The organism is Telluria sp. AZSoR62 (assembly GCF_058111565.1).
In genome coordinates, this window is the sequence record NZ_JBYTST010000017.1 from 70,943 (window position 1) to 93,500 (window position 22,558).

The 22,558-nt window shown below is 65.4% G+C and carries 19 protein-coding genes and 1 pseudogene; 6 read left to right on the forward strand and 14 right to left on the reverse strand.

Annotated elements, in window-relative coordinates; translation table 11 throughout:
- Positions 1–13 precede the first annotated feature (13 nt).
- From AC3XQU_RS21045 to AC3XQU_RS21060, 4 genes and pseudogenes are all read right to left on the reverse strand, one after another.
- Positions 14–505, reverse strand: a complete 492-nt coding sequence (locus AC3XQU_RS21045) for a type II secretion system protein (protein ID WP_489876111.1) — start codon at positions 503–505, stop codon at positions 14–16.
- A 134-nt stretch (positions 506–639) separates the two neighbouring features.
- Positions 640–3,069, reverse strand: a complete 2,430-nt coding sequence (locus tag AC3XQU_RS21050) for a TonB-dependent receptor plug domain-containing protein (protein WP_489876112.1) — start codon at positions 3,067–3,069, stop codon at positions 640–642.
- A gap of 259 nt (positions 3,070–3,328) precedes the next feature.
- On the reverse strand, positions 3,329–3,727 hold the full coding sequence (locus tag AC3XQU_RS21055) for a LuxR C-terminal-related transcriptional regulator (RefSeq protein WP_489876127.1): 399 nt from the start codon (positions 3,725–3,727) through the stop codon (positions 3,329–3,331).
- Positions 3,610–3,903 (reverse strand): annotated as a pseudogene (locus AC3XQU_RS21060) (autoinducer binding domain-containing protein); the annotation flags it as partial. The gene AC3XQU_RS21055 and the pseudogene AC3XQU_RS21060, both read right to left, overlap by 118 nt.
- Before the next feature lie 81 nt (positions 3,904–3,984).
- Here AC3XQU_RS21060 and AC3XQU_RS21065 point away from each other — a divergent pair.
- Positions 3,985–4,194, forward strand: coding sequence for a hypothetical protein (locus tag AC3XQU_RS21065; RefSeq protein ID WP_489876113.1), 210 nt, complete (start codon positions 3,985–3,987; stop codon positions 4,192–4,194).
- A gap of 18 nt (positions 4,195–4,212) precedes the next feature.
- Here AC3XQU_RS21065 and AC3XQU_RS21070 read toward each other — a convergent pair whose 3' ends face one another.
- The 9 genes from AC3XQU_RS21070 to AC3XQU_RS21110 all read right to left on the reverse strand — a co-directional run bounded on the left by AC3XQU_RS21070 (position 4,213) and on the right by AC3XQU_RS21110 (position 14,881).
- Positions 4,213–4,989 carry a spermine/spermidine synthase domain-containing protein gene (locus AC3XQU_RS21070; protein WP_489876114.1) on the reverse strand — a complete coding sequence of 259 codons (777 nt, stop codon included), beginning with the start codon at positions 4,987–4,989 and terminating at the stop codon, positions 4,213–4,215.
- Between the two features lie 41 nt (positions 4,990–5,030).
- Positions 5,031–5,630, reverse strand: a complete 600-nt coding sequence (locus AC3XQU_RS21075) for a glutathione S-transferase family protein (protein ID WP_489876115.1) — start codon at positions 5,628–5,630, stop codon at positions 5,031–5,033.
- Position 5,631: 1 nt separating this feature from the next.
- A complete protein-coding gene (locus tag AC3XQU_RS21080; RefSeq protein ID WP_489876116.1) occupies positions 5,632–6,981 on the reverse strand; it encodes a sensor histidine kinase in 1,350 nt (449 codons plus the stop codon).
- Entirely contained in the window at positions 6,978–8,309 is a 1,332-nt protein-coding gene (locus AC3XQU_RS21085; protein ID WP_489876117.1) for a sigma-54-dependent transcriptional regulator, read from the reverse strand. Before AC3XQU_RS21085 ends, AC3XQU_RS21080 begins: the two co-directional genes overlap by 4 nt.
- Before the next feature lie 30 nt (positions 8,310–8,339).
- Positions 8,340–9,572 carry an ABC transporter permease gene (locus tag AC3XQU_RS21090; protein ID WP_489876118.1) on the reverse strand — a complete coding sequence of 411 codons (1,233 nt, stop codon included), beginning with the start codon at positions 9,570–9,572 and terminating at the stop codon, positions 8,340–8,342.
- Between the two features lie 13 nt (positions 9,573–9,585).
- Positions 9,586–10,896, reverse strand: coding sequence for an ABC transporter permease (locus AC3XQU_RS21095; protein WP_489876119.1), 1,311 nt, complete (start codon positions 10,894–10,896; stop codon positions 9,586–9,588).
- A 10-nt stretch (positions 10,897–10,906) separates the two neighbouring features.
- Positions 10,907–11,617 (reverse strand): ABC transporter ATP-binding protein, encoded by a 711-nt coding sequence (locus tag AC3XQU_RS21100; protein ID WP_489876120.1) that lies wholly within the window; start codon positions 11,615–11,617, stop codon positions 10,907–10,909.
- 31 nt (positions 11,618–11,648) lie between these two features.
- Positions 11,649–12,917 carry an efflux RND transporter periplasmic adaptor subunit gene (locus AC3XQU_RS21105; protein ID WP_489876121.1) on the reverse strand — a complete coding sequence of 423 codons (1,269 nt, stop codon included), beginning with the start codon at positions 12,915–12,917 and terminating at the stop codon, positions 11,649–11,651.
- Between the two features lie 188 nt (positions 12,918–13,105).
- Entirely contained in the window at positions 13,106–14,881 is a 1,776-nt protein-coding gene (locus AC3XQU_RS21110; RefSeq protein ID WP_489876122.1) for a YbhB/YbcL family Raf kinase inhibitor-like protein, read from the reverse strand.
- Positions 14,882–15,181: 300 nt separating this feature from the next.
- Between AC3XQU_RS21110 and AC3XQU_RS21115 the strand changes: the two genes are divergently transcribed.
- Entirely contained in the window at positions 15,182–16,675 is a 1,494-nt protein-coding gene (locus AC3XQU_RS21115) for a MutS-related protein (protein ID WP_489876123.1), read from the forward strand.
- 147 nt (positions 16,676–16,822) lie between these two features.
- On the opposite strand, the gene AC3XQU_RS21120 is transcribed toward AC3XQU_RS21115, so the two are convergent.
- Positions 16,823–18,622, reverse strand: a complete 1,800-nt coding sequence (locus AC3XQU_RS21120; protein WP_489876124.1) for a phosphoethanolamine transferase — start codon at positions 18,620–18,622, stop codon at positions 16,823–16,825.
- 379 nt (positions 18,623–19,001) lie between these two features.
- Between AC3XQU_RS21120 and rpsL the strand changes: the two genes are divergently transcribed.
- From rpsL to AC3XQU_RS21140, 4 genes are all read left to right on the forward strand, one after another.
- Positions 19,002–19,385 (forward strand): 30S ribosomal protein S12, encoded by a 384-nt coding sequence (gene rpsL / locus AC3XQU_RS21125; protein WP_091877422.1) that lies wholly within the window; start codon positions 19,002–19,004, stop codon positions 19,383–19,385.
- A 132-nt stretch (positions 19,386–19,517) separates the two neighbouring features.
- Positions 19,518–19,988 (forward strand): 30S ribosomal protein S7, encoded by a 471-nt coding sequence (rpsG, locus tag AC3XQU_RS21130; RefSeq protein ID WP_171085213.1) that lies wholly within the window; start codon positions 19,518–19,520, stop codon positions 19,986–19,988.
- A gap of 114 nt (positions 19,989–20,102) precedes the next feature.
- Entirely contained in the window at positions 20,103–22,208 is a 2,106-nt protein-coding gene (fusA, locus tag AC3XQU_RS21135; RefSeq protein WP_489876125.1) for an elongation factor G, read from the forward strand.
- A 75-nt stretch (positions 22,209–22,283) separates the two neighbouring features.
- The coding region (locus AC3XQU_RS21140) for a GTP-binding protein (protein WP_489875139.1) at positions 22,284–22,558 on the forward strand (275 nt) is incomplete at its 3' end.

The window sequence follows — 22,558 nt, forward strand, 5'->3', positions numbered from 1 at the left end:
CAGTGTCGTATTGCTAGATGCAGGTCTCGGGGCGCGCATTGCCGCCCAGGCTGATCCGCGGTACCGGCCTGGCGGCCGACGCCTGTTCGTAGACGAGGAAGCAGTCGGCCGCCCGGGCGCTGCCGGCGAGGTCTTTCGGCACCAGCAGCATGGCGCCAGGGCTGGACCGCTGGGCAAGGACCACGAAGCCTTCGCCCAGTCCCGCCGCCTCGGCAGTTGCCTGGCTCGCTGCCGGATAACCGTGCACCAGGGGCACCGTGCTGTCCTGGAAGGTCTGCGCCGCCTGGCCGTTGATCAGGAACTTTGCATGCGACATGGTCGCCACGGTGGACAGCGAGGCCCGCGCCTGCTGGAGCGCGGCGTGGCGCGCGTCGCCCGCCAGCTCGGTCATCCTGGGCAGTGCGGCGGCAGCCATGGCGCCCACGATGGCGATGACGGCAGTCGTTTCGATCAGCGTAAAGCCGGCTGTGCGATGGAGTAGGCTGGGGATGGGCATCATTTTCATAATAAAATTACAACTATGATGACCGATGCTAATCCGAAAAACTGCCGGGTGGCGCTCGCTTGCCACGCCGCTGGGGCAGGCAAAAAAAATGGCCGGCAAAGCCGGCCATCGACTACGTCAGGCGTGTACCGGCATCAGAACGCGTAATCCACCTTCGCGTACATCGAGCGGCCGTTGATACCGAACGGGCAGGTCTCCCAGCAGTAGGTAAAGCCCAGCTGCGGGAACGGCGCCGCCTTGACCGGATCCCACTTGGTCGGATAGGTGTCGAACAGGTTGTTGATGCCGGCCGACAGGCTCAGCTTCTTGTTGAAGCTGTAGCGCGCGGTCAGGTCGACGATCCACTTCGCTTCCCAGGTCTGGATGAAGCCCGGGGTGAAGCCCTGGCCTTCGACTTCGCCGAAGTAGTTGGCGCGCACGGTCGCGTTCCATGGGCCGGTCGTGTAGTCGGCTGCCACCACGTGGTGCTGGCGCGGCTGGCCTTTCTCGATCAGCGTGACTTGCGTGTCGTCGAACAGCTGGGTGCCGGTCAGCACCGCCGATTGCGATTTACGGTCCTTCACCTCGGTGCGGTTGAAGCCGAGCTGCCCGGACAGCACCAGGGTCGAACCGGTCCAGCGCGAGGTGTGCTGGGCCACCAGGTCGAAGCCGGTGGTCGAGGTGTCGATCGCATTGGTGAAGAACTGGGCCTGGCCCACGCGCAGCGGATCGAGGATGGCCTTGATCGGGCAGGCCGCAGCGGTCAGGCAGGCGCCCGACTCGGGTGCGATATTGCTCGAGAAGACAATGCGGTCGTCGATGTTGGTGCGGTACAGGTCGGCCGTCACCGAGAAGCTCGGGGTCGGGCGCAGGATCATGCCGATGCTGGCGCTTTTCGAGGTTTCTTCCTGCAGCGGCGCGATGCCGAAGGCGCGGGTCACGGCGCTGTTCTCGCGCGCGGTCAGGGTTTCGGTCAGCACGCCGGCCGAGTTCAGGTTGGTCGACACCGAGCTGTAGAACTTCTGCTGCACGCCCGGCGCGCGGAAGCCGGTCGAGGCGCTGGCGCGCACGCCGACGGTACGCGACGGGTCGTAGCGGAAGCTCAGCTTGCCGATGGTGGTGTTGCCGAAGTCCGAATAGCGTTCGTGGCGCAGGGCGCCGCCCAGCGACATCGTGTCGCCGAACTTGCGCTCGAGGTCGACGTAGTAGGCGGTGTTGTGGCGGCCGTCGTCCACTTCGGTGCCCGGGGTGTAGCCCGGGAAGCCCTGGATGCCGGAAGCCGCGATGCCGCCCGACTGGTCGCGGATGACGATGGCCGGGTTGTTGGTGCGGCCGTACTGGTAGGACACCGGGTCGCCCGCGACGATCTGGTAGTTATCGCGGCGCCATTCGAAACCGGTGCCGATGTAGAGCGGCGCGCCGGCGAAATCGACCGAACCCTTGAAGTCCAGGTTCAGGGTGGTCTGGTCGAATTTCAGCTTGCCGGTGTCGGCTTCGAGCGGCGAGCTGCCGGTCTCGTAGAAATAGCTGACGTTGATCGAGTTGCGCTCGTGGAAACCGAGTTCGCTGCGGCCGTGGTTCACGCTCAGGTCCACGGCCCAGTCGCCCGCCAGGTCGTGCTTGAAGCCGACGCCGAGCGAGGCATCCTTGACGGTGGTGATGATGTTCGGCAGGAAGCCGTTCGGGTACACCGACGGCACGTTGCGCGCGTCGCCCGCCGAGCGGTAGAAGCCCGACGAGTCGCCGGTGCGCTTGGAGGCGCCGCCGAACACATACAGCTCGCCGCCGCCGACCGGCAGACCGGCGTTGAGCCACAGGTAGGCGTCCTTGGCCAGCGAGTCGCCGATGCGCTGGGTCACGCGCGGCGGGTTCACGCGCAGGGTGTCGACGCCGGCGCGGTTGGTCTCGTTGCGGCGGCGGCCTTCGACCGACAGGTTCAGGTAGCCACCGTCGGCGCCGAGGGCGATGCCCTTGTGCGCGCTGGCGGTATAGGTGTCGCCATCGCCTTCCTTGGTGGTGCCGGCACTGGCGGAGAACAGGGTATCGGTGGCGCCCTTCTTGAGGACGATGTTGATCACGCCGGCGATCGCGTCCGAGCCGTATTGGGCGGCGGCGCCGTCGCGCAGCACCTCGATCGACTGGATGGCGGACAGGGGAATCGCGTTGATGTCGGTGCCGGCGGAGCCGCGGCCGATGGTCTGCTGCACGTTGACCAGGGCCTGCTGGTGGCGGCGCTTGCCGTTCACCAGCACCAGCAGCTGGTCAGGGCCAAGGCCGCGCAGCGTCGCCGGGCGGATGATGTCGGTGCCGTCGCTGATGAAGGTGGTCGTGAAGTTGAACGACGGGTCGAGATCCTGCAGCACCTTGCCCAGCTCGAGCGAGCCGGCCGACTGCAGGTCCTTGGCGCTGATCAGGCCCACCGGCACGGCGGTGTCCAGTGCGGTCTTGGCCTGGGTGCGCGAACCCAGCACCACCACCGTCGACACTTCCTTTTCGGTCGTCGCCGCTTCCTGTGCGAACGCCGTTGCCATCGCCGATACCAGTGCGGTCGCCAGCAATACCCGTTTCTTCGGTTGATTCACCATCTTGTTCCCTTTGTAGAGTTAAATCACGCCATCACGAAAACCATGTCTCCTATAGCTACTGCGTCTTGATTCTCTACAAATATTTCTGTAAGTACAAGTGTCAACTGTGCAATACGCAACACTTTTCGCGATTTATCGGATTTATGGAGGACGAATGGAACGCAACGGGCGCTTGTGCTAGAACGATTGGCGGCGGTGCGCCGCAATGGCAGGCGCGGACGCCGGCCCCGGCAAGAGGGAAGGGGAGTGAACGAAACGCCTAGAGCAGCCCGAGCAGCGCCGCCTTGACGACGACGGCGGTCTTGTTGGCCGCGCCCAGCTTGGCCATCGCATTCGCAACGTGGAAGTTGACGGTCCGTTCGGACAGCCCGAGGATCTGCGCCGCCTCGTTCGAGGTTTTCCCGTCGCCATCCAGCGCAGCACTTCGGCTTCGCGTGCGGTAAGGGCTGCCGGCGCCGCCACCGGACGGTGCAGCCGTACCATCGCCTCGTGCGTGGCATGGGCCAGCCACGACATGCTGCCTTCGCTGGTGTGCAGCTCGGCGTCCGAGAGCGCGTCGTGCGAGCGCGCCAGGGTCAGCATGCCGGCCGCGCCGTCGGCGGTGCGCGAGCCCTGGGCCCAGCCCACCCGCAGCTGGTGGCCGCGTGCCTCTTCCCACAGTGGCCGCGCCCCGGCGAACAGCGCTTCGCTCCAGCGCAAGGGCAGCAGGGACACGGCGCCATGGGCCACGGTGGGATCGACTGCCAGGTAGCCTTCGCTCGCATAGCGTGCCTGCCAGTCGCTTGGATAGTTGTTGACCATGACGGTGCGCGGGGTCGACAGCGGCAGCGGCATGCGCAGCCCATAGGCGCAGTAATCCGCCTTGGCTACGAGCTGCTTGGGCCGCGCAAGCAGCCGCTGCTCGCAGAGCGCCTGATGAAAGCGAACGCCGGCAAGTACAGCCTGTCCGACAACGTGCAGGACAGCTATGGCGAAGTGCTGCTGGCGACCGGACACCCGGCCAAAGCCAAGGCGCAGTTCATGAAGGCGATCGCGCTGGCCAAAGCGCAGCGCAAGGGCGACAAGGTGGTGGCGGGCTATCGCGCCAACCTGGCCAAGGCCGACCAGGCCCTGGGCATGCAGTAAGGACGGGCCGGCCGCGCCTCAAGCGTGGTCCTGCATCCACTCCTTCAGGCCGTCCACCCACTGCCTGGCGGGCAGGTTCAGTCGCCGCTTGAGTTCCGCGGCGCGCTCGTAGAGCAGCGAGAAGTCGAGCTGGGGCGCGTCCTTGAAGGCGAGGACGACGATGTTCGCGTCGTGCACCTCGGGCAGCCAGACCACCGCGTCGAACACCTGCTGCATGGTGGCCAGGCTGGTGTCGTAGCGGTTGACGTCCCCGAACACGTTGGCGGTCATGATCCCATCGCGCGTCAAGCAGTCGTGGCAGCCCTGGTAGAACGCGAGCGAGTCGAGCACCGGGCCGCGGGCTTCCTGGTCGTACAGATCCACCTGCAGCACGTCGGCCTGGCCATGGTTCGCCGGGTCGAGCACGAAATCGAGGGCGTTCGTCTCGCGCACGTCCAGGCGCGCATCGTTCTCCGGCAGCCCGAACAGGGCGCGGCAGATGGCAATCACGTTCGGATTGAGCTCGGCTGCCGTCACGCGCGCGTCGGGAAAGCGGGTGTAGCTGAACTTGGTCAGCGCCGCGCTGCCCAGTCCCAGCTGCACGATGTGGCGGGGCGCGTCCTTGAACAGCGTCCACATCATCATCAGCTGCACGTATTCCAGCTCGATCGCATCGGGCTTGGCCAGCCGCATGGCGCCCTGCACCCAGGAAGTGCCGAGATGCAGGAAGCGCACGCCGTCGAACTCGTCGATGGTGGCGGGCGGGTGGCCGGGCTGGGCGAAGCGGGGATCGATGCGGGCGTACGAAGGTGGCATGGCGGTGGCGCTGCAGTGAAAGCCGATCTTACCAGAGGCGTTCAGGCCACGCCGTTGCACCCGTAGGTGCGGAAACCCGGCCGCTCGGCCAGGCGGTCGTAGTAGGCCGCCACCTTGCGCAAGTCCGGCTTGTCCATCGGCGTCATCATCCAGCGGTTCACCGACAGGCCCAGCACGACGTCGGCCAGCGTGAAGCTGGCGCCCGTGGCATAGGCGCCGGTCGCGCCCAGCTGCGCATCGAGGATGGCAATGTGCCGGTTCCAGGCGGCGATGCTGGCCTGGACTTGCGCCGGGTCCTGGTAGGCGGGACTGTGCCGCACCAGCGCCATGAAGGCGTAGCGCCAGGCCGTGTTCAGGTCGGTCGCCTGCCAGTCCATCCACTGCTCGACGCGGGCGCGGCCCTGGGCGTCATGCGGCAGCAGGGCGCCGTCCCCGTACTGGGTGCAGAGGTAGCGGCAGATCGTGTTCGATTCCCACAGCACGAAGCCGTCATCGACCAGCACCGGCACCAGCGCATTCGGATTGAGCGCCGCATGGCCGGGATGCCAGTCTTCGCGCTCGAACGCCAGGCCGAGTTCCGCACAGGTCCACAGCACCTTGCGCACGTTGATCGAGCTGTCCTTGCCGACGATGTTGAGCATGTTACGAGCCTTTCATGGTGACTGGGGGCAGGATCAGGGTGACAGCCAGGCCGCCGCCCTCGCGGTTGGCCAGCGTGATGCGCCCGCCGTGCGCTTCGGCGATCTCGCGCGCCAGCGCCAGCCCCAGGCCGGTGCCGCTGCGCTTGGTCGAATAGAAGGGCACCAGCGCATTGGTCAGCACGGCCTCGCTCATGCCGGCGCCGCGATCGAGCACGTCGATGCGCAGCGCATCCTGTACCCGGCGCACCTGCAGTTCGACGTCTTCCGGCGGCGAGCCCGATTCGTGGGCGTTCTTGAGCAGGTTGAGCAGGGCCTGCTCCATTTGGGCGGCGTCGATCCAGGCCGGCTCCTGGGGCAGCTCACCGCTGAGCCTGAATTGCACCTGGTCCGCCAGGCGGTCGACGAAGACATCCCAGCTGCGCGCTTCCAGGCGTGGCGTGGGCAGCTTGGCAAAGCGTGCATAGCCGAGGATGAAGGTTTCCAGGTGGCGGGTGCGCTCGCCGATGGTCTGCAGGATCTGCGGCAGCCGCTCGGTCTGGCCGCGCCGCACCAGTTCCGCGCCCGAATGGGCGAGCGAGGTGAGCGGCGCCAGCGAATTGTTCAGTTCATGGCTGATCACGCGGATGACCTTTTTCCAGGTCTGCACTTCCTGCCGGCGCAGTTCGGTGGTCAGGTGGCGCAGCAGCAGCAGCTCGTGGCGCCGGCCATTGAGGGTGAAGCTGCTGCGCGCCAGGTGGTAGACCTCTTCGTCCTCGCCCTCGCCGGCGGTGAACAGGCCGTCGCCGCCGCGCGCCAGCGCTTCCTTCAGTGCCGGGGCGGCCGTGTCGAGCACGTCGCCCAGCTGGTGGCCTTCGAGCTTGCGCCCCTCGGACAGGAGCTTGCGCGCGGCCAGGTTGGCGTAGACGATGGTGCCGGCGTTCGCCGCGAAGTCGGTTACCAGCAGCATGGCCACCGGCGTGTTCTGCACCATGGTATCGAGCAGCAGTTCGCGCTGCACCAGGCCCAGGCGCTGCTCGCGCAGCACGTGGCCGAGTTCATTGTGGGCGGCGATCAGGTCGGCCAGCTCGTCGTTCTGCGGCCAGTGCAGGCTGAAGGAAAAATCGCCGTCGCGGTAGCTCGCCACCGTGCCCTCCAGGGCGCGGAACAGCGACAGGATCGGCTGGATCTGGGAGCGGATGGTAATGATGGCGATCGGGACGATCGCCAGCAGGCAGCCGAAGAAGACCAGGACCGGGTGATCGGGGAAGAAGTGCTCGAGCCCGAGCGCAATGAGGATGCCGAGCGCCAGCAGGGTGCCGACCAGCGCCGACCAGCGCGTAACCAGCGAAAGCCGGAAGCCCTTGCCCTTCATGCGGGCCTGGCGATCCCGAGCCGCTCCATGCGCCGGTACAGGGCCTGGCGCGACAGCCCCAGTTCGCTGGACGCCTGCGCCACCACGCCGCCGGCGCGTGCCAGCGCCTGGACGATGGCCTCGCGGTCGGGCTCCGCATCCTGGCTGGCTGCCGCCGATACCGGCAAGCCCAGATCAAGCGCCTTGATGACATCGCCTTGCGCCAGCAGGCTGGCGCGCGCCATCACGTTCTTCAGTTCACGCACGTTACCCGGCCAGGCATGGGCCAGCAGCGCGGACTCGGCCAGCGGGTGCAGCGTCTTCCCGCGCAGGAAGGACAGTGCCAGCGGCAGGATGTCGCCGGGGCGCGCAGCTAACGGCGGCAGGCGTAGCTCGATCACGTTCAGGCGATAGAACAGGTCTTCGCGGAAGGTCCCGGCGCGGATCATCGCACCCAGGTCGGCATTGGTGGCGCTGATCACGCGCACCTTGACCTGGCGCTCGCGGTTCGAGCCGAGCCGTTCGAAGCGCCCGGTTTCCAGCACGCGCAGCAGTTTCATCTGCCCGGCCAGCGGCAGGTTGCCGATCTCGTCCAGGAACAGGGTGCCGCCATCGGCCGCCTCGAACTTGCCTTCGCGGGCCTTGGAGGCGCCGGTGTACGCCCCGGCGTCGGCGCCGAACAGCTCCGCCTCGATCAGTTCCGAAGGCAGGGCGCCGCAGTTGAGCACCACGAAGGGACCGTCGGCCACCGGCGAATTGGCCTGGATGATCTCGGCGATGCGCTCCTTGCCGGTGCCGTTCGGGCCGGTGATCAGCACGGGGATGTCCGAGCGCGCGACCTGGCAGGCCAGGTGCAGCACGCGCTCGGTGGCCGGGTCTTGCCAGACCAGCCCGCGCAAGTCGAAGCCTTGTTCCAGCTCGCGCTTGGCGCGGCGCTCGCGCTGCAGGCGCGTGTTCAGCGCGCGGTTGGCCTGGCCCAGTTCGATCAGGTTGGTCACCGTGGTGATCAGCCGCTCGTCGTTCCAGGGCTTGGACAGGTAGTCGGCCGCGCCGGCCTTGATCAGCTCCACCGCCGCATCCAGATGGGTCCAGGCGGTAAGCAGGATCACCGGCAGGTCCGGGTGGCGCTTGCGGATCTCGCGGAACAGCGCCACCCCTTCCTCGCCCGACGTGGTCTCAAGCGTGAAGTTCATGTCCTGGATCACCAGGTCCACGGCTTCGCGCCCGAGGATGTCCAGTCCTTCCTCCGGCGAACTCGCGCGCAGGGCGGCGATGTCGTGGAGCGAGAACAGGACCTCGAGCGCGATCGCGACCGCGGCGTTGTCGTCAATGATCAGTACAGTGGGCATGGGCGCAAGGATACCATTGGCTGAAAGTCCTCAAGCACTTCGGGTAGCGGTGGCCGGCGAAATGCTTGCCGCCCGCCATGCCGGACCGTAGGCTGCCAGGATGCCCAGCGCCCAGAACACGACCGCGCCGCCGACCAGGTAGTGCACCGGCAGGCGCGCCATTTCGAGCCGGGTCACCAGGAGGTGGTTCAGGCTCAGGCCCAGCAGCACGCCGCCGAACACGCCGGCGCTGGTGATCATGAAATTCTCGGTAATGAAATAGCGCAGGATGTCGAGCTTGCGCGCACCCAGGGCGCGGCGCACGCCGATCTGCTTGCGGCGCTGGGTGACCCACAGGCTGGCCATGCCGACGATGCCCGAGCAGGTAATCAGGAGCAGCAGCACGCTCACCGTGATCAGCATCCACGACAGCGCGACGTCGGCGCGGTAGCGGTCCTTGCGGTCTTCTTCGGTGGTCTTGGTCTGCAGGATCATCGGGGTGGCGGACGACTTGCGCAGCGCTTCTTCCGCTTCCTTGATCACGCGGTCGCGCTGGCCCGGCTCGGTGCGGATGGCGTACAGCGCGCCGGGATTGCCGTACAGGCGCGCCGGCACGTGCACCGAGAAATCGCCGGTCTCGCCCACTTCGGTGTGCGCGGTCTGCAGGCGCTCGACCACGCCGACGACCTGGCTGCCCTGGGCGTCCTCGCCGGTGCCGAAGTACAGGGTCTTGCCGACCGCCGGCTGGCCCGGCCACAGCTTCTCGGCCAGCGGCTTGGTGATAATCAGGGTCGGCGGCACCTCGCGGTTTTCGTTCTCGTTGACCTCCTTGTAGTCCTGCGGCAGGAAGTCGCGGCCTTCGACCAGCTTCAGGCCGAAGGTCTTGACCAGCGAGTCGCCCGAGATGTACATGCCGGCAGGGGCGCTTTGGCGTTCCTGGCGCTTGTCGATGGCGATGCTGCTGGTGCTGCCGTCGCGCGACATCGGCATCTGGGTCACGTTGGCGACCGAGACCACGCCCGGCACCGCACGCAGCACGTCCGCTTCGCGCTTCATCGTGGCCAGTTGCTGCTCGGGGCCGTCCTTGTTCAGGTTGCGCACCGTGAAGTAGAAGGTCGCCGCTTCGTCCGAGAGGCCGGACGGACGGGCGGCCATCTCGCGCCGCTCGTTCACGATGTGCAGCGCGTTGGCCAGGATGGCCAGGCTCAGGGCGACCTGCAGGGCGACCAGGATCGGGCCGGTTTTGTTGCGCATCAGCGCAGACAGGATGGGACGGATTTCCATGATGATTGCTCTCTTATTGGGATTTCAGCTGGATCGCCGGCGTGACCTGGCAGGCGCGCCAGGTCGGCAGCAGGCCTGCGACGAGGGCGGCGGCCACGGACATGATGAAGGTCAGGACCAGCATCTGCCAGTCCATGCGCGCGATCGTGGCCATCCCCTTGCTCTGCATGCCGATCAGGGCCAGGGCGCCGAAGGCCAGCACCAGTCCCAGAACGCCGCCGGCCAGGCCGACCACCCCGGTCTCGATCAGGAACTGGCGGAAGATGTCGCGGCGCGAGGCGCCCAGTGCGCGGCGGATGCCGACTTCGGCGGCGCGCACCGAGAACTTCGCCAGCAGCAGGCCGATGGTGTTCACCAGGCACAGCACCAGGAAGCCGAAGGCCAGCCAGGCCGACAGCTTGCTGTCGTTGCCGACCACTTTCAGCTCTTCCATCCATTCCATCACGTTGTACAGCTTGTTCGGCGCATTGCGCTTCAGGCGCCCCAGCTTGCGCTGTTCGCTGGCGTAGTTGTCGAGGAAGGATTGCAGCTCGGCGCGGTCGCCTGCACTGCGGGTCTCGAACCAGAACTGGATCCAGGTGCATTCCGAGGTGAGCAGGTTGGCAAAGCCGGGGTCGCGGTTGGCGCTGCAGTTCATGCTGCCGCTGTGGCCCTGCTCGCGGCGAATCGCGGTGGCGAAGGGAATGAAGAATTCCTCGCCCTTGCCGAAGCGGCTGCCGCCGATCAGCTTGTAGTAGCGCGGCAGCGGCGACCAGGTGTCGATCACGCCGGTCACGGTGAAGGGGAAGCCTTTCATCATGAGCTGCTTGCCGACCGGGTTGGCTTCGCCGAACAGTTTTTCGGCCGTTTCGCGGCCCAGCACCACGACGTCGGCGCCGCGCGCATCATCCTGCGCGGTCCATGGCTGGCCATGCAGGAAAGGCACCTTGAACATGGCGAAGAAGTCCAGCGTCGGCGCCAGGCCGCGCGCATTGAAGGCGGGGATGTCGCTGCGCGGCGGCTCGACCGGCAGCTCGACGCCGTACATGGCGGTGCGGCGCTCGCCCTGGCCGCTCTTGAGCAGGTTGGCGGCGTCCGGATAGCTCATCTGCATGTCGTTGGGGCCATCGCTCGGCACCCAGCCCTCCAGCGGGCCGTTGTCGAGCTGCGGCACGAACAGGCGGTCGCTCTTCTCGGGAATCGGGTCGCCCGACATCATGTGCAGGATGGTCAGCGTCGAGACGCTGGCGGCCACGCCGATGGCCAGGGTCAGCACCATCAGGGCGGTCAGGGCCGGGTTGCGGCGCAGGCTGCGCAGGCCAAGCTTGAAGTAGTAGGAGAACATGGCGCTTTCCTTATGCCGAGACCGGGGCCTTGTCGACCAGGGTCGGGCCCTTGCGCACCAGGTCCGAGACCTGGCCGTCGATGATGTGCACGTTGCGGTGGGTGCGCACGGCCAGTTCCGGATCGTGGGTGACCATCAGGATGGTAGTGCCGGCCGTGTTGATCTCTTCCAGCAGTTCCATGACGCCGCGCGCCATCTGCGTGTCGAGGTTGCCGGTCGGCTCGTCGGCCAGCAGCAGCTTGGGCGAACCTGCCAGCGCGCGCGCGATCGCCACGCGCTGCTGCTGGCCGCCGGAGAGCTCGGCCGGGTAGTGCTTCATGCGCGAGGCCAGGCCCACTTTCGCCAGCGCGTCCTCGATGCGTTCCTTGCGCTCGGCCTTGTTGAAGCCCCGGTAGCGCAGCGGCACGTCGACGTTGTCGAACAAATTCAGGTCGGGGATCAGGTTGAAGCCCTGGAAGATGAAGCCCAGCTTCTCGTTGCGCAGGCGCGAGCGTGCGGTGTCGTCCAGCCCCTTCACGTTGACGCCGTCGAGGATGTACTCGCCCGAGCTGAATTCTTCGAGCAGGCCGGCGATGTTCAGGAAGCTGGTCTTGCCCGAGCCGGAAGGGCCGGTGACGGTGACGAACTCGCCCTGCTTGACGTCGATCTCGAAGCCGCGCAGCGCGTGGGTTTCGATCATGTGGGTGCGGTACACCTTGCTCAGGTTGGTCATGCGCAGCATGGGTTTCTCCTTTGTTTGTCTTGTTAAGCGTTCAGCGGTTGATCGAGACGCGGGTGGCGTTGTTGAATGTGTCGGTGCCGGAAATGACGACCTTGTCGCCGGGCTTCAGGCCCGACAGGATCTCGACGGCGGAAATGCTGGTGGCGCCCAGTTGCACCGGGGTGCGCACGGCCACGCCGTCTTCCACCCGGTAGGCGACACGCCCGCCTTCGCTCTCGACAAAAGGGCCGCGCGGCAGCATCACCACGTTCGGGCGTTCTTCGATCAGGAGGCGGGCGGTCACGCGCTGGCTCTGGCGCAGGCCCTTGGGCTGCTCGCCGTCGAAGCGCACCCGCGCCAGCACCTGGTTCTTCACGACTTCGGGCGACAGGGCGGAGAGCTTGCCGGTGGCTTTGCCGCCCGGCAGGGTGATCTCGGCGTTCAGCCCTAAGCCGATGTCGGTCATGTACGACTCCGGCACTTCCAGTTCGACTTCGAGCTTGGACAGGTCGACCAGGGTCATCAGGGGCGCATTGGCGGCGACCACCATGCGGTTCTGGACGTTGAGGGTGCCGATGAAGCCGTCCACCGGCGCGCGCACGGTCAGCTCGTCGACGCGGCGCTGGGCGTTGGCCATCGACAGGCGCTGGCGTTCCAGCTCGTTGACCTTGGTCTGCAGGGCCAGCTGCACGTCGTCGCTTTCCAGGCCGGCGGCCTGGGTCGCGTGGCGGGCGCGGATCTCGGCCGAGTTCAGCGCGTCCTTGGCTTTCTGGTAGTCGATCTTGGCGATGATGCCGACCTGCGCCACGCTCTCGTAGCGCTCCAGCGTGCGCTGGGCCGACAGGCGGTCGATCTCGGCGGTGTCGGCTTCACGCTTGGCCAGCAGTTTCTGCTTGCGCGCCAGGATCTGCTGGCGCGCCACTTCGGCCTTCAATTGCTCGTAGCTCGACACTTCGCGCTTGAGCTCATCGGACAGGTCGGGCGACTCCAGCACGGCCAGCACGTCGCCGCGTTTCACGGTGTCGCCGGCGGCGACCTTCAGGTTGACGGTGGCGGGGGAGGTCGAATACAGGGTCGGGCTGACGGCGGCGACCACGCGGCCGTTGACGGAAGCGTCGCGCACCAGGGTGCCGCGGGTGACTTCGGCAATGCGCAGGCGGCTTTCGCTGACCGAATGCTCGCTGCTGCTCCAGGTGCCGAGGACGGCGGCCGTGACGGCGACGATGGCGACGGCGCCGCCCACCCACAGGGCGCGGCGCTTGAGCTTGTGGACCGGTGCTGCCGTGAGGACGGCGTCTTGTTCTGATGTATCGCGGATCATGGTGTTTCCAATAACGACGGGTTTGCGGTCGTTAGTGCAGGATCCGTGCCAGCAGTTGAATAATCGCTAAGTCATTGATTGAAAAGGAAACGGACACGCCGGACAAGGTTGTCCGGCGTGTCCGCATGGGGGTGTCCGTACGTACGCGGACACGGCGGTAAGCACGGCCCTACGGGCCGCGTGCCAGCTTACTTCTGCGGCTTCTGCTTCTGCCCGTAAGTGCCCATCACCTCGCCCTTGGACAGGACATGCCCCTGCATCGCCTGCAGCAGCGTGTCGCGGTCCGCCCCGAACGGCACCTCGAGCATCGTATCGAGCGCGTACACCTGGAAGTAATAGCGGTGCGGCTTGTCGCCCACCGGGGGCTTCGGCCCGAAATAGCCCATCGAGCCGCGCGTGTTCCGCCCCTGCAGCACGCCCTCCGGATCGGTCAGGCGCGGCTGCTCCTGCAGGCCTTCGGGCAGGCTGGTGACATTCGCCGGGATATTCCAGGCCAGCCAGTGCACGAAGGGGGCGACCGGCTTCGAATCAGGGTCTTCCATCACGATGGCGTAGGACTTCGCATTCGGCACCGCCGCCCACGACAGGGCAGGCGAGACGCCGTCGGCGTATTCGCTGTACTTCTGGTCCATCGCGCCGCCGGCCTTGAAGTTCGGGGAGCTGACCGACAGCGTGCCCTTGGCGGCGGTTTCCGCGCGCTTGTTCGCCAGCGGCACGCCATTGCCCTTGTTGGCCTGCTCGCGCATCGGACCGGCTGGCGCCGTCGCAGCCAGGTTGCCCGGCTTGCCGGCATTGTGGGCGATGCGGTAGATGACGCCGTTGGCGTCGTCCGCCATCAGGAGCGCGCCGTCCTTGGCGAAGGCCAGGCCGACCGGGCGGGCGATATGGGTCTTGCCGCCATCGGTCAGGAAGCCGGTGACGAAAGGCTCGACCGACCTGGGTTGGCCGTTGGCGAAGCGCACGCGCACGATCTCGTAGCCCGAGGGCTGGGCGCGGTTCCACGAGCCGCGCATGGTGACGAACGCGTCGCCGGCGTAGTCGGGCGGGAAGCCGCCGGTGGCGCCGAACACCATCTGCATCGGCGCCGCGTGGGCGGTATAGCCCAGCACCATCGGCGTGCTGCGCGCTTTCCACTGTTCCTTGCTGATCTCGCCCACCGGGGTGGTTTGCGGGTGGATGTCGCCCTTGGCGAAAACGTGCGGCCAGCCGTACATCTTGCCCAGCTCGATCTTGTTGACTTCTTCCTGCTGCTGGTCGTCGCCGAGGAAGTCGATGCCGTGGTCGAAGCCCCACAGTTCGCCCGTCTGCGGATGCCAGCCGAAGCCGATCGTGTTGCGCAGGCTTGACGCGAAAATGCTGCGCTGCTGGCCGTCCGGCGAGATGCGCAGCATGGTCGCGTTCTCGGGATTGCTTTCGTTGCAGGTATTGCAGGTGCTGCCCACGCTCAGGTAGAGCATGCCGTCGGGGCCGAAGGCCATGGTGCGGTTCGGGTGCTGGCCCGCATCGGGCAGGTCGCCGATGAGCAGTTTCAGGTCGCCCAGGCGGCCGTCCGGCTTCATGTCGGCCACGAATAGTTCCTTGACCGTGACGAGGTAGAACTTGTTGTCCTTGATCGCGATGCCGTGGGCGCCGGCGCGGTTGGCCACCTCGATGGGGGCGCCGTCGGCCTTGCCGTCGCCGTCCGCATCGCGCAGCATCAGGACGTCGCCCTGGTCGCGCCGGCTCACGTAGATGTCGCCGCTGGGCGCCACCGCGATGATGCGGGCGTTCTTCAGGCCGGTGGCGAAGGGCGTGACGACGAAGCCCTGCGGCGCCTTGATGCCGCGCATGCGCTCGGGCGTGGCTTCCACTTTCGCGGGTTTGAAGGTGTTGGCGGGGTTGGACGCCCGGGTGCCGTCGCCCTGCTGAGCGTAGGCGGCGCCGATGGCCAGGGTGAGCAAGCTTGCGGTCAGAACGCGTTTCATGGAAGCCATCCTTTTTGTTGGTCGTTGTGGGAGTACTTGCGGTGGTCCATGCTGCCATGTGTTGTCACATCGGTATGTTGGAGAACGTACGCAGTTGATTCCCGACGCGTGACAAAGCTTGCATTTTCCGTATGGACGGGCTGTTAAGATCCTGGGTCGCCTCCGCCAATCCTCCTGCACATGCCACCCAAGTTTGCTTCCCTCTTCGGCTCCCTGTTGAGCTTGCTGCCCGATAATTTCCAGCTGTCAACCGGGCGTGAGCCACCCTCGCATTTTTTTACCCCTGAAGAAATCGGGCGTTTGCACCAGGTCGGGCACGACGCGCGCACCGCGCTCGACGACCAGACCTGGCAAGACCTGCTGCTCGAAGCCTGCGAAGACAAGCTGGCGCAGGGCAGCAGCATCTTCGGGCGCCAGATGCTGCACCGGCGCCTGCGCGCCGGCATCGGCGATGACGAATGCGCGGCATTGGATGAGCGACTGCGCAACCTGCTGGCCGATCCGGCGCGCATCGATGCCTTGACCGCGGCCATGCTGCCGCTGCGCCACGCCGACACCGAACTGGCCGGCCTGCTGTTCGGCGGCGAAGCGCCCCGAGCGCCGGCCTGGGCGCGCATGGTATGGACCCTGCCGCTGCTCCTGCTGGGATCCCTGGCCTTGCTGGCGACGCAGCCGCTTGGCTGGATGGCGACGATCGCCGCGCTGGCGCCCTTGATGGCGCTGCAGATCACCTACCACCGCCGCATCGAGCTGTGGATGGCAACCCTGAACAGCATCAACGCGCTGCTGGCAGCCAGCCACAAACTGGCGCAGTTGGGTGGCCCGCTGCTGGCGCCTTTTGTGGACGCGCGAGTCCCGGCCGAGCGCCTGCATACGCGGGTCGGACGCCCGCTCCTGTTGCGCATGACGCCGGGCGGCGAGGGCTACCTCAACTGGTTCGGCGCCTACAACGTGCGCCGCTACTGGAAGACCGTGCGCGCCGTGTACGGAGCGCGCGACTTCCTGCGCACCGCCTATTTGCGCACGGCCGAACTGGAAGCGGACCTGTCCCTTGCGCGCCACCTGCGCGGCCTGGACCACTGGTGCTGGGCCGAGCGCACGCCCGCGCGCACGCTGGAACTGCAGCATGGCGTGCACCCGCTGATGGAACAGCCGACCGCGCTGTCGCTGACGCTGGACGGACGGGGCGCCTTCGTCTCGGGCCAGAACGCCTCGGGCAAGAGCACCTTCCTGCGCATGGTGGGCCTGAACCTGGTGGTGGCGCGCGCCTTCGGCTTCTGCTACGCACGAGCCGCGCGCCTGCCGGCAGTGCCGGTGCGGGCCAGCATGCAGAACGAGGATTCGCTGCTCGGGGGCGAGAGTCTATATATGTCGGAACTGCGGCGCGCACGCGAGCTCCTGGAGGCGAGCGGCGCGCCGGCCGGCATCTGCCTGGTCGACGAGGTCTTCCGCGGCACCAATCACCTGGAATCGGTATCGGCTGCTTGCGCGGTGCTGGAAACCCTGTGCGCGCGCGACCTGGTGCTGGTCTCCTCGCACAACCTGGTGCTGGCGCGGCTGCTGCATGGCCGGCTTGCGCCGCTGCGCATCGATACGTCCAGCGGGCGCCCGGTGGTGGAGCCGGGCGTGCTGCGCAACCCGAACGGCATCGCGCTGCTGGCCACCCAGGGCTTCGGCGCCCAGATCGAGGACAGGGCGGCCGAGGTGGCGCGCTGGCTGACTGGGCACCTGGTCGAGCCGGAGCCGGACGGTGTGCACCACGCAAGTCACCTGAGAATCGCTACGCAATCGTAGGGTGGGCAGATTCTGCCCACGCGTTCAAACCACGGTAATGCAGCCTGTGCGGCTGTTCAATCTGTAACTATCACCGCGTGGGCAAGGAACTTGCCCACCCTACGGGCCCTTGGCAGCGCCAAGGCGACTGGCATTGCGCCAGAGCCCTTAATACCGCTTGAGCGGCTTGCCGCGCGCGATCACCTCGCGGCAGTCGCCGCGCATGGTCGCGTCGTCGTAGTCGGTCCAGCCATAGCTGTCGACATAGCGCTTGTGGCGCTTGAATGCCGGGCTCACGAAACTCCATTCGAGCCGCTCGCCGGGATAGCGCACGTCGGCCATGTCCAGCACCGTATGAAACATGTTCTCGGTCGAGAGCCGTTCCTTGCGGTGGCGCTGCAGCTGCTCGACCTTGGCCGGGAAGCGCTCGGCATAGCTGCCTGAATACCAGACAAAGGCCGGGATATGGAATTCGTACTGCGTGTTGTGGCCGTGGAAGGCGATCTTGCACGACTTGTCGTAGAGCGTCTGGCCATGGTCGGCCACGTACAGCAGCGAAGCCGGCAGGTTCGATTCCTTGAGTATCCCAATCACGTTCGACAGGAACCAGTCGGTGTAGAGGATCGCGCTGTCGTAACTGTTGTTGATCTGCGGCTCGAGGCGGGTGTCGGTGACGTCCGGCTTGGCGATGGCCGTGAGCGAAGGGTGCCAGCGGTCGAATTCCTTGGGATAGCGGTGGGCGTAGTTCCAGTGGCTGCCCAGCGTATGCAGCACCACCAGCACCTTCTGCGCCGGGTCGGCGATGGCGCGCCGCAGCGGCGCGAGCAGCACGTCGTCGTGGTTCGAGGCGCCCGAAAAGCCCCCCAGGTTCAGGAACTGGACGTCGTCCGCTTCCTTGGCGAACACCGACACGGGGGTGTCGAACTTGCCGAACGAGACCTGGTTGGAGATCCAGAAGGTCTTGAAGCCGGCTTCCCGGAAGGCCGACAGCATGGATTTTTCGGAGAAGCCGTCTTTCAGGCTTTGCATCGCGGGTTTGCGCGAAATGATCACCGGGACCGACAGCCGGGTGGCCGATACCGGGGTGATCACGTCCTGCAGCATGACGAGGTTGCTTTCCTTGGCCAGCAGCGGATTGGTGTCGCGTGCGTAGCCGTTCAGGCGCCAGCGGTCGTAGCGCGAGGATTCGCCCAGCACCAGCACGACCACCTGCGGCGCCTGCGCATCGCCCGCCTGGTGCGCGCCGAAGCGGAAGGCGGCGCTGCGCCGGTTCAGTTCCGCCAGGTAGATGCGCTCTTTATAGAAGTCGATGCCGCGCGCGCTCAAACCGAAAGGCCAGGAGCGCGCGAAGATGCCGAGATCGAAGGGCAGCCTGGCCCAGTGCGGCAGCGCCGGCGGCCGCGCCGACGAGGCGGACGTGGCGCCGGCCGAGGCCTTCGCCGCCTGGGCGACGCCATACTTGTGGCCATAGGCCAGCACCGCCGCGCAGCTGCCCAGCGCCGCCAGCACCACCCAGCGCGAGCGGTCGGTCCAGTCGAAGTCGCGGGTACGGCAGGCCACCATCCAGGTCGAGCCGAACCACAGCAGCACGGTCATGACGACGACGCCCAGCAGCCAGGCTTTCCCGCCCAGGAATTCCAGCGCCTCGCTGGGGCTGGTCTCCGCGATGACGCCCAGGTGATGGGTCGAGATGCCTTGGCCGTAATACGTCAGCAGGTAGAGCTCGGTGGGCAGGGCGAGGAAGGCCGGCAGCAGCGCCCAGTGGAACCAGGCCGGACGCTTGCACAGGGCCCAGGCCGCGATCCAGGCGAACAGGCCGGCGCCCAGCAGCTGCCACGGGTCGGCTAAAGGCGCGCCCAGCAGTTGCCCGGCGAAGGGCACGGCCGACAGCACCGTATAGCTCAGCAGCAGGTAGAGGTTGGCGGGGCGCAGCAGGGCGGGCGGCAAGCGGTGCAACAGGCGGGACATCGGTTGGGCAGGCAGGGGAAAGCGGCTATTATGCTCACTTTGGCGGCAGCCGTCTTTATCGGCAGAAACGCCGCCCGGCGCTGGCTACGGCTGAGCCGGGTGGCAGTTACTTGTAGCAAGCTTGCCACATCCTTCACGGTAAACCGCCCCCAGGGCCCGCTGCCGGGCTCGCCGGCCACCAAAGCGGTTGACCCCTGGTCATATCAAGCCTATACTCGCGAGTTCTCGTTTTTATTCTGCACATCGTATACGCATTCGCAGCCGCTCCTTCGGTGAGTGGCTTTCGTCGCCTGTGCTGTGCAAGCGAACGGGACTAGGTTTCAGTCCCCGGACCAGTGGTCCGGGTTATCAACTGTAGTACTTTGTTGGATTAGGAACGATGCCAACCATCAATCAACTGATTCGCAAGCCGCGCGTTGCCGCGGTTGTGAAGAGCAAGTCGCCGGCACTGGAAAACTGCCCGCAAAAGCGCGGTGTCTGCACCCGTGTATACACCACGACCCCAAAGAAGCCGAACTCGGCTCTGCGTAAAGTCGCCAAAGTTCGCCTGACCAACGGTTTCGAAGTCATTTCGTACATCGGCGGTGAAGGCCACAACCTGCAAGAGCACAGCGTTGTCCTGCTGCGCGGCGGTCGTGTCAAGGACTTGCCGGGTGTGCGTTACCACATGGTTCGCGGTGCACTGGATACCCAGGGCGTCAAGGACCGTAAGCAGGCGCGTTCGAAGTACGGCGCCAAGCGTGCCAAGGCTGCGAAGAAGTAATTTCTGCTCTCGGTCATACCGGGGTCACATTTAAAAGTTAAGTTGAGCCGGCCGGAAGGCCGAGTAAGTGAGTGGTCATGATGGCCCTCGCGAGTGCCCACAAAGCACTCAACTGAAGATAAAGGAATTGAAATGCCACGTCGTCGTGAAGTACCCAAGCGCGAGATCCTGCCAGATCCAAAATTCGGCAATACCGATGTCGCCAAATTCGTCAACGTTCTGATGCTGTCCGGCAAGAAGTCGGTCGCTGAAAACATCATCTACGGTGCATTCGAATACATCCAGACCAAATCGGGCAAGGACCCGCTGGAAGTGTTCGTGACCGCGATCAACAATGCCAAGCCACTGGTGGAAGTCAAGTCCCGCCGCGTCGGCGGCGCCAACTACCAGGTGCCAGTTGAAGTTCGTCCGGTCCGCCGTATGGCGCTGTCCATGCGTTGGTTGCGCGAAGCCGCAAACAAGCGCAGCGAAAAATCCATGCCACAACGCCTCGGCGGTGAGCTGATGGAAGCGGCTGAAATGCGCGGTGGCGCCATGAAGCGTCGCGATGAAGTGCACCGCATGGCCGAAGCGAACAAGGCGTTCTCGCACTTCCGCTTCTAAGCAATTGGCCAGACTCCCCTGGGGGCGCGGCCGCAGTATCTGTTGTTCAGGCCGGGCACATTTTGACTCCAAGATGCCGCCCGGTTTTGTCCATTCAAAGATTTAGGAAAAATTATGGCACGCAAGACCCCCATTGAGCGCTACCGCAACATCGGTATTTCCGCTCACATCGATGCTGGTAAAACCACCACCACCGAACGCGTCCTGTTCTACACCGGCGTGAACCACAAGATCGGCGAAGTGCACGACGGCGCCGCTACCATGGACTGGATGGAGCAGGAGCAGGAACGCGGCATTACCATTACCTCGGCAGCGACGACCTGCTTCTGGAAGGGTATGGCCAACAATTTCGAGCCGCACCACATCAACATCATCGACACCCCGGGCCACGTCGACTTCACCATTGAAGTCGAACGCTCGATGCGCGTGCTCGACGGCGCCTGCATGGTTTACTGCGCAGTCGGCGGCGTGCAGCCACAGTCGGAAACCGTGTGGCGCCAGGCTAACAAGTACAAAGTCCCACGTCTGGCTTTCGTCAACAAGATGGACCGTACCGGTGCGAACTTCTTCAAGGTCTATGACCAGATGCGCGCTCGCCTGAAGGCCAACCCGATCCCTCTGCAGATCCCGATCGGCGCGGAAGAGAACTTCCTGGGCGTGGTCGACCTGGTCAAGATGAAAGCCATCTTCTGGGACGACGCGTCGCAGGGCATGAAGTTCGACTACCGTGACATCCCGGCCGAGCTGGTCGATCAAGCCAACGAATGGCGCGAGAAGCTGGTCGAAACCGCCGCTGAAGCGTCGGAAGAGCTGATGAACAAGTACCTGGACGAAGGCGACCTCTCGGAAGAAGAGATCAAGGCCGCCCTGCGCCAGCGCACCATCGCGTCGGAAATCGTCCCGATGATGTGCGGCACCGCGTTCAAGAACAAGGGCGTGCAAGCCATGCTGGACGGCGTGATCGAATACCTGCCGTCGCCAATCGACATCCCGCCAGTCGGCGGTACCGACGAGGACGACCAGCCGGTCACCCGCCGCGCAGCCGACGACGAGAAGTTCTCGGCGCTGGCATTCAAGATCATGACCGACCCGTTCGTCGGCCAGCTGATCTTCTTCCGCGTCTACTCGGGCATGATCAAGTCGGGCGACACCGTCTACAACCCAATCAAGGGCAAGAAAGAACGCCTGGGTCGTATCCTGCAGATGCACGCCAACCAGCGCGAAGAGATCAAGGAAGTCCACGCAGGCGACATCGCCGCAGCGGTCGGCCTGAAAGAAGCGACCACGGGCGAAACCCTGTGCGATCCTTCGTCGGTCATCACCCTGGAAAAGATGGTCTTCCCTGAGCCGGTCATCCAGCAGGCTGTCGAGCCGAAGACCAAGGCTGACCAGGAAAAAATGGGCCTGGCGCTGAACCGCCTGGCACAGGAAGATCCGTCGTTCCGCGTGCGTACCGATGAAGAATCGGGCCAGACCATCATCGGTGGTATGGGCGAGCTGCACCTGGAAATTATCGTCGACCGCATGAAGCGCGAATTCAGCGTCGAAGCGACCGTCGGCAAGCCACAGGTTGCCTACCGCGAAACCATCCGCAAGACGGTCACCGACGTCGAAGGCAAGTTCGTCAAGCAGTCGGGCGGTCGCGGCCAGTACGGCCACGCAGTCCTGACCATCGAACCGCAAGAGCCGGGCAAGGGCTTCGAGTTCGTCGACGCCATCAAGGGCGGCGTGATTCCTCGCGAATACATCCCTGCAGTCGAAAAGGGTGTCCGCGAAACCCTGACCACCGGCGTGCTGGCTGGTTACCCGGTCGTTGACGTCAAAGTCACCGTGACCTTCGGTTCGTACCACGACGTCGACTCGAACGAGAACGCGTTCCGTATGGCAGGTTCGATGGCATTCAAGGACGGCTGCCGTAAAGCATCGCCAGTCATCCTCGAGCCAATGATGGCCGTGGAAGTGGAAACGCCGGAAGACTACGCTGGTTCGGTGATGGGCGACCTGTCGTCGCGTCGCGGTATGGTCCAGGGCATGGACGAAATCCCGGGCGGCGGCGGCAAGATCATCAAGGCCGAAGTCCCGCTGTCGGAAATGTTCGGTTACTCGACCTCGCTGCGTTCGGCGACCCAGGGTCGTGCGACCTACACGATGGAATTCAAGCACTATTCGGAAGCTCCGAAGCACGTGATTGACGCCATCGTCACCGCCAAGTCCAAGTAATACCGCGGGGGCAGGACGCGTGTCCTGCCCCGTTAAAAATAAAGTAAAACAGTTCATTTAAAGGAAGATCGAAAAATGGCAAAAGGTAAATTCGAACGGACCAAGCCGCACGTCAACGTCGGCACCATCGGTCACGTCGACCACGGCAAGACCACCCTGACCGCAGCAATCGCTACCGTCCTGTCGAAGAAATTCGGCGGCGAAGCAAAAGCCTACGACCAGATCGATGCAGCGCCAGAAGAAAAAGCACGCGGCATCACCATCAACACCGCACACGTCGAGTACGAAACCGCGAACCGTCACTACGCGCACGTCGACTGCCCAGGCCACGCCGACTACATCAAGAACAT

Bases quoted from the DNA above. Each gene is read 5' to 3' on its own strand.
- AC3XQU_RS21045 (WP_489876111.1), bottom strand. From the start codon at position 505: ATGAAAATGATGCCCATCCCCAGCCTACTCCATCGCACAGCCGGCTTT.
- AC3XQU_RS21050 (WP_489876112.1), bottom strand. From the start codon at position 3,069: ATGGTGAATCAACCGAAGAAACGGGTATTGCTGGCGACCGCACTGGTA.
- AC3XQU_RS21065 (WP_489876113.1), top strand. From the start codon at position 3,985: ATGAAAGCGAACGCCGGCAAGTACAGCCTGTCCGACAACGTGCAGGAC.
- AC3XQU_RS21070 (WP_489876114.1), bottom strand. From the start codon at position 4,989: ATGCCACCTTCGTACGCCCGCATCGATCCCCGCTTCGCCCAGCCCGGC.
- AC3XQU_RS21075 (WP_489876115.1), bottom strand. From the start codon at position 5,630: ATGCTCAACATCGTCGGCAAGGACAGCTCGATCAACGTGCGCAAGGTG.
- AC3XQU_RS21080 (WP_489876116.1), bottom strand. From the start codon at position 6,981: ATGAAGGGCAAGGGCTTCCGGCTTTCGCTGGTTACGCGCTGGTCGGCG.
- AC3XQU_RS21085 (WP_489876117.1), bottom strand. From the start codon at position 8,309: ATGCCCACTGTACTGATCATTGACGACAACGCCGCGGTCGCGATCGCG.
- AC3XQU_RS21090 (WP_489876118.1), bottom strand. From the start codon at position 9,572: ATGGAAATCCGTCCCATCCTGTCTGCGCTGATGCGCAACAAAACCGGC.
- AC3XQU_RS21095 (WP_489876119.1), bottom strand. From the start codon at position 10,896: ATGTTCTCCTACTACTTCAAGCTTGGCCTGCGCAGCCTGCGCCGCAAC.
- AC3XQU_RS21100 (WP_489876120.1), bottom strand. From the start codon at position 11,617: ATGCTGCGCATGACCAACCTGAGCAAGGTGTACCGCACCCACATGATC.
- AC3XQU_RS21105 (WP_489876121.1), bottom strand. From the start codon at position 12,917: ATGATCCGCGATACATCAGAACAAGACGCCGTCCTCACGGCAGCACCG.
- AC3XQU_RS21110 (WP_489876122.1), bottom strand. From the start codon at position 14,881: ATGAAACGCGTTCTGACCGCAAGCTTGCTCACCCTGGCCATCGGCGCC.
- AC3XQU_RS21120 (WP_489876124.1), bottom strand. From the start codon at position 18,622: ATGTCCCGCCTGTTGCACCGCTTGCCGCCCGCCCTGCTGCGCCCCGCC.
- rpsL (WP_091877422.1), top strand. From the start codon at position 19,002: ATGCCAACCATCAATCAACTGATTCGCAAGCCGCGCGTTGCCGCGGTT.
- rpsG (WP_171085213.1), top strand. From the start codon at position 19,518: ATGCCACGTCGTCGTGAAGTACCCAAGCGCGAGATCCTGCCAGATCCA.
- fusA (WP_489876125.1), top strand. From the start codon at position 20,103: ATGGCACGCAAGACCCCCATTGAGCGCTACCGCAACATCGGTATTTCC.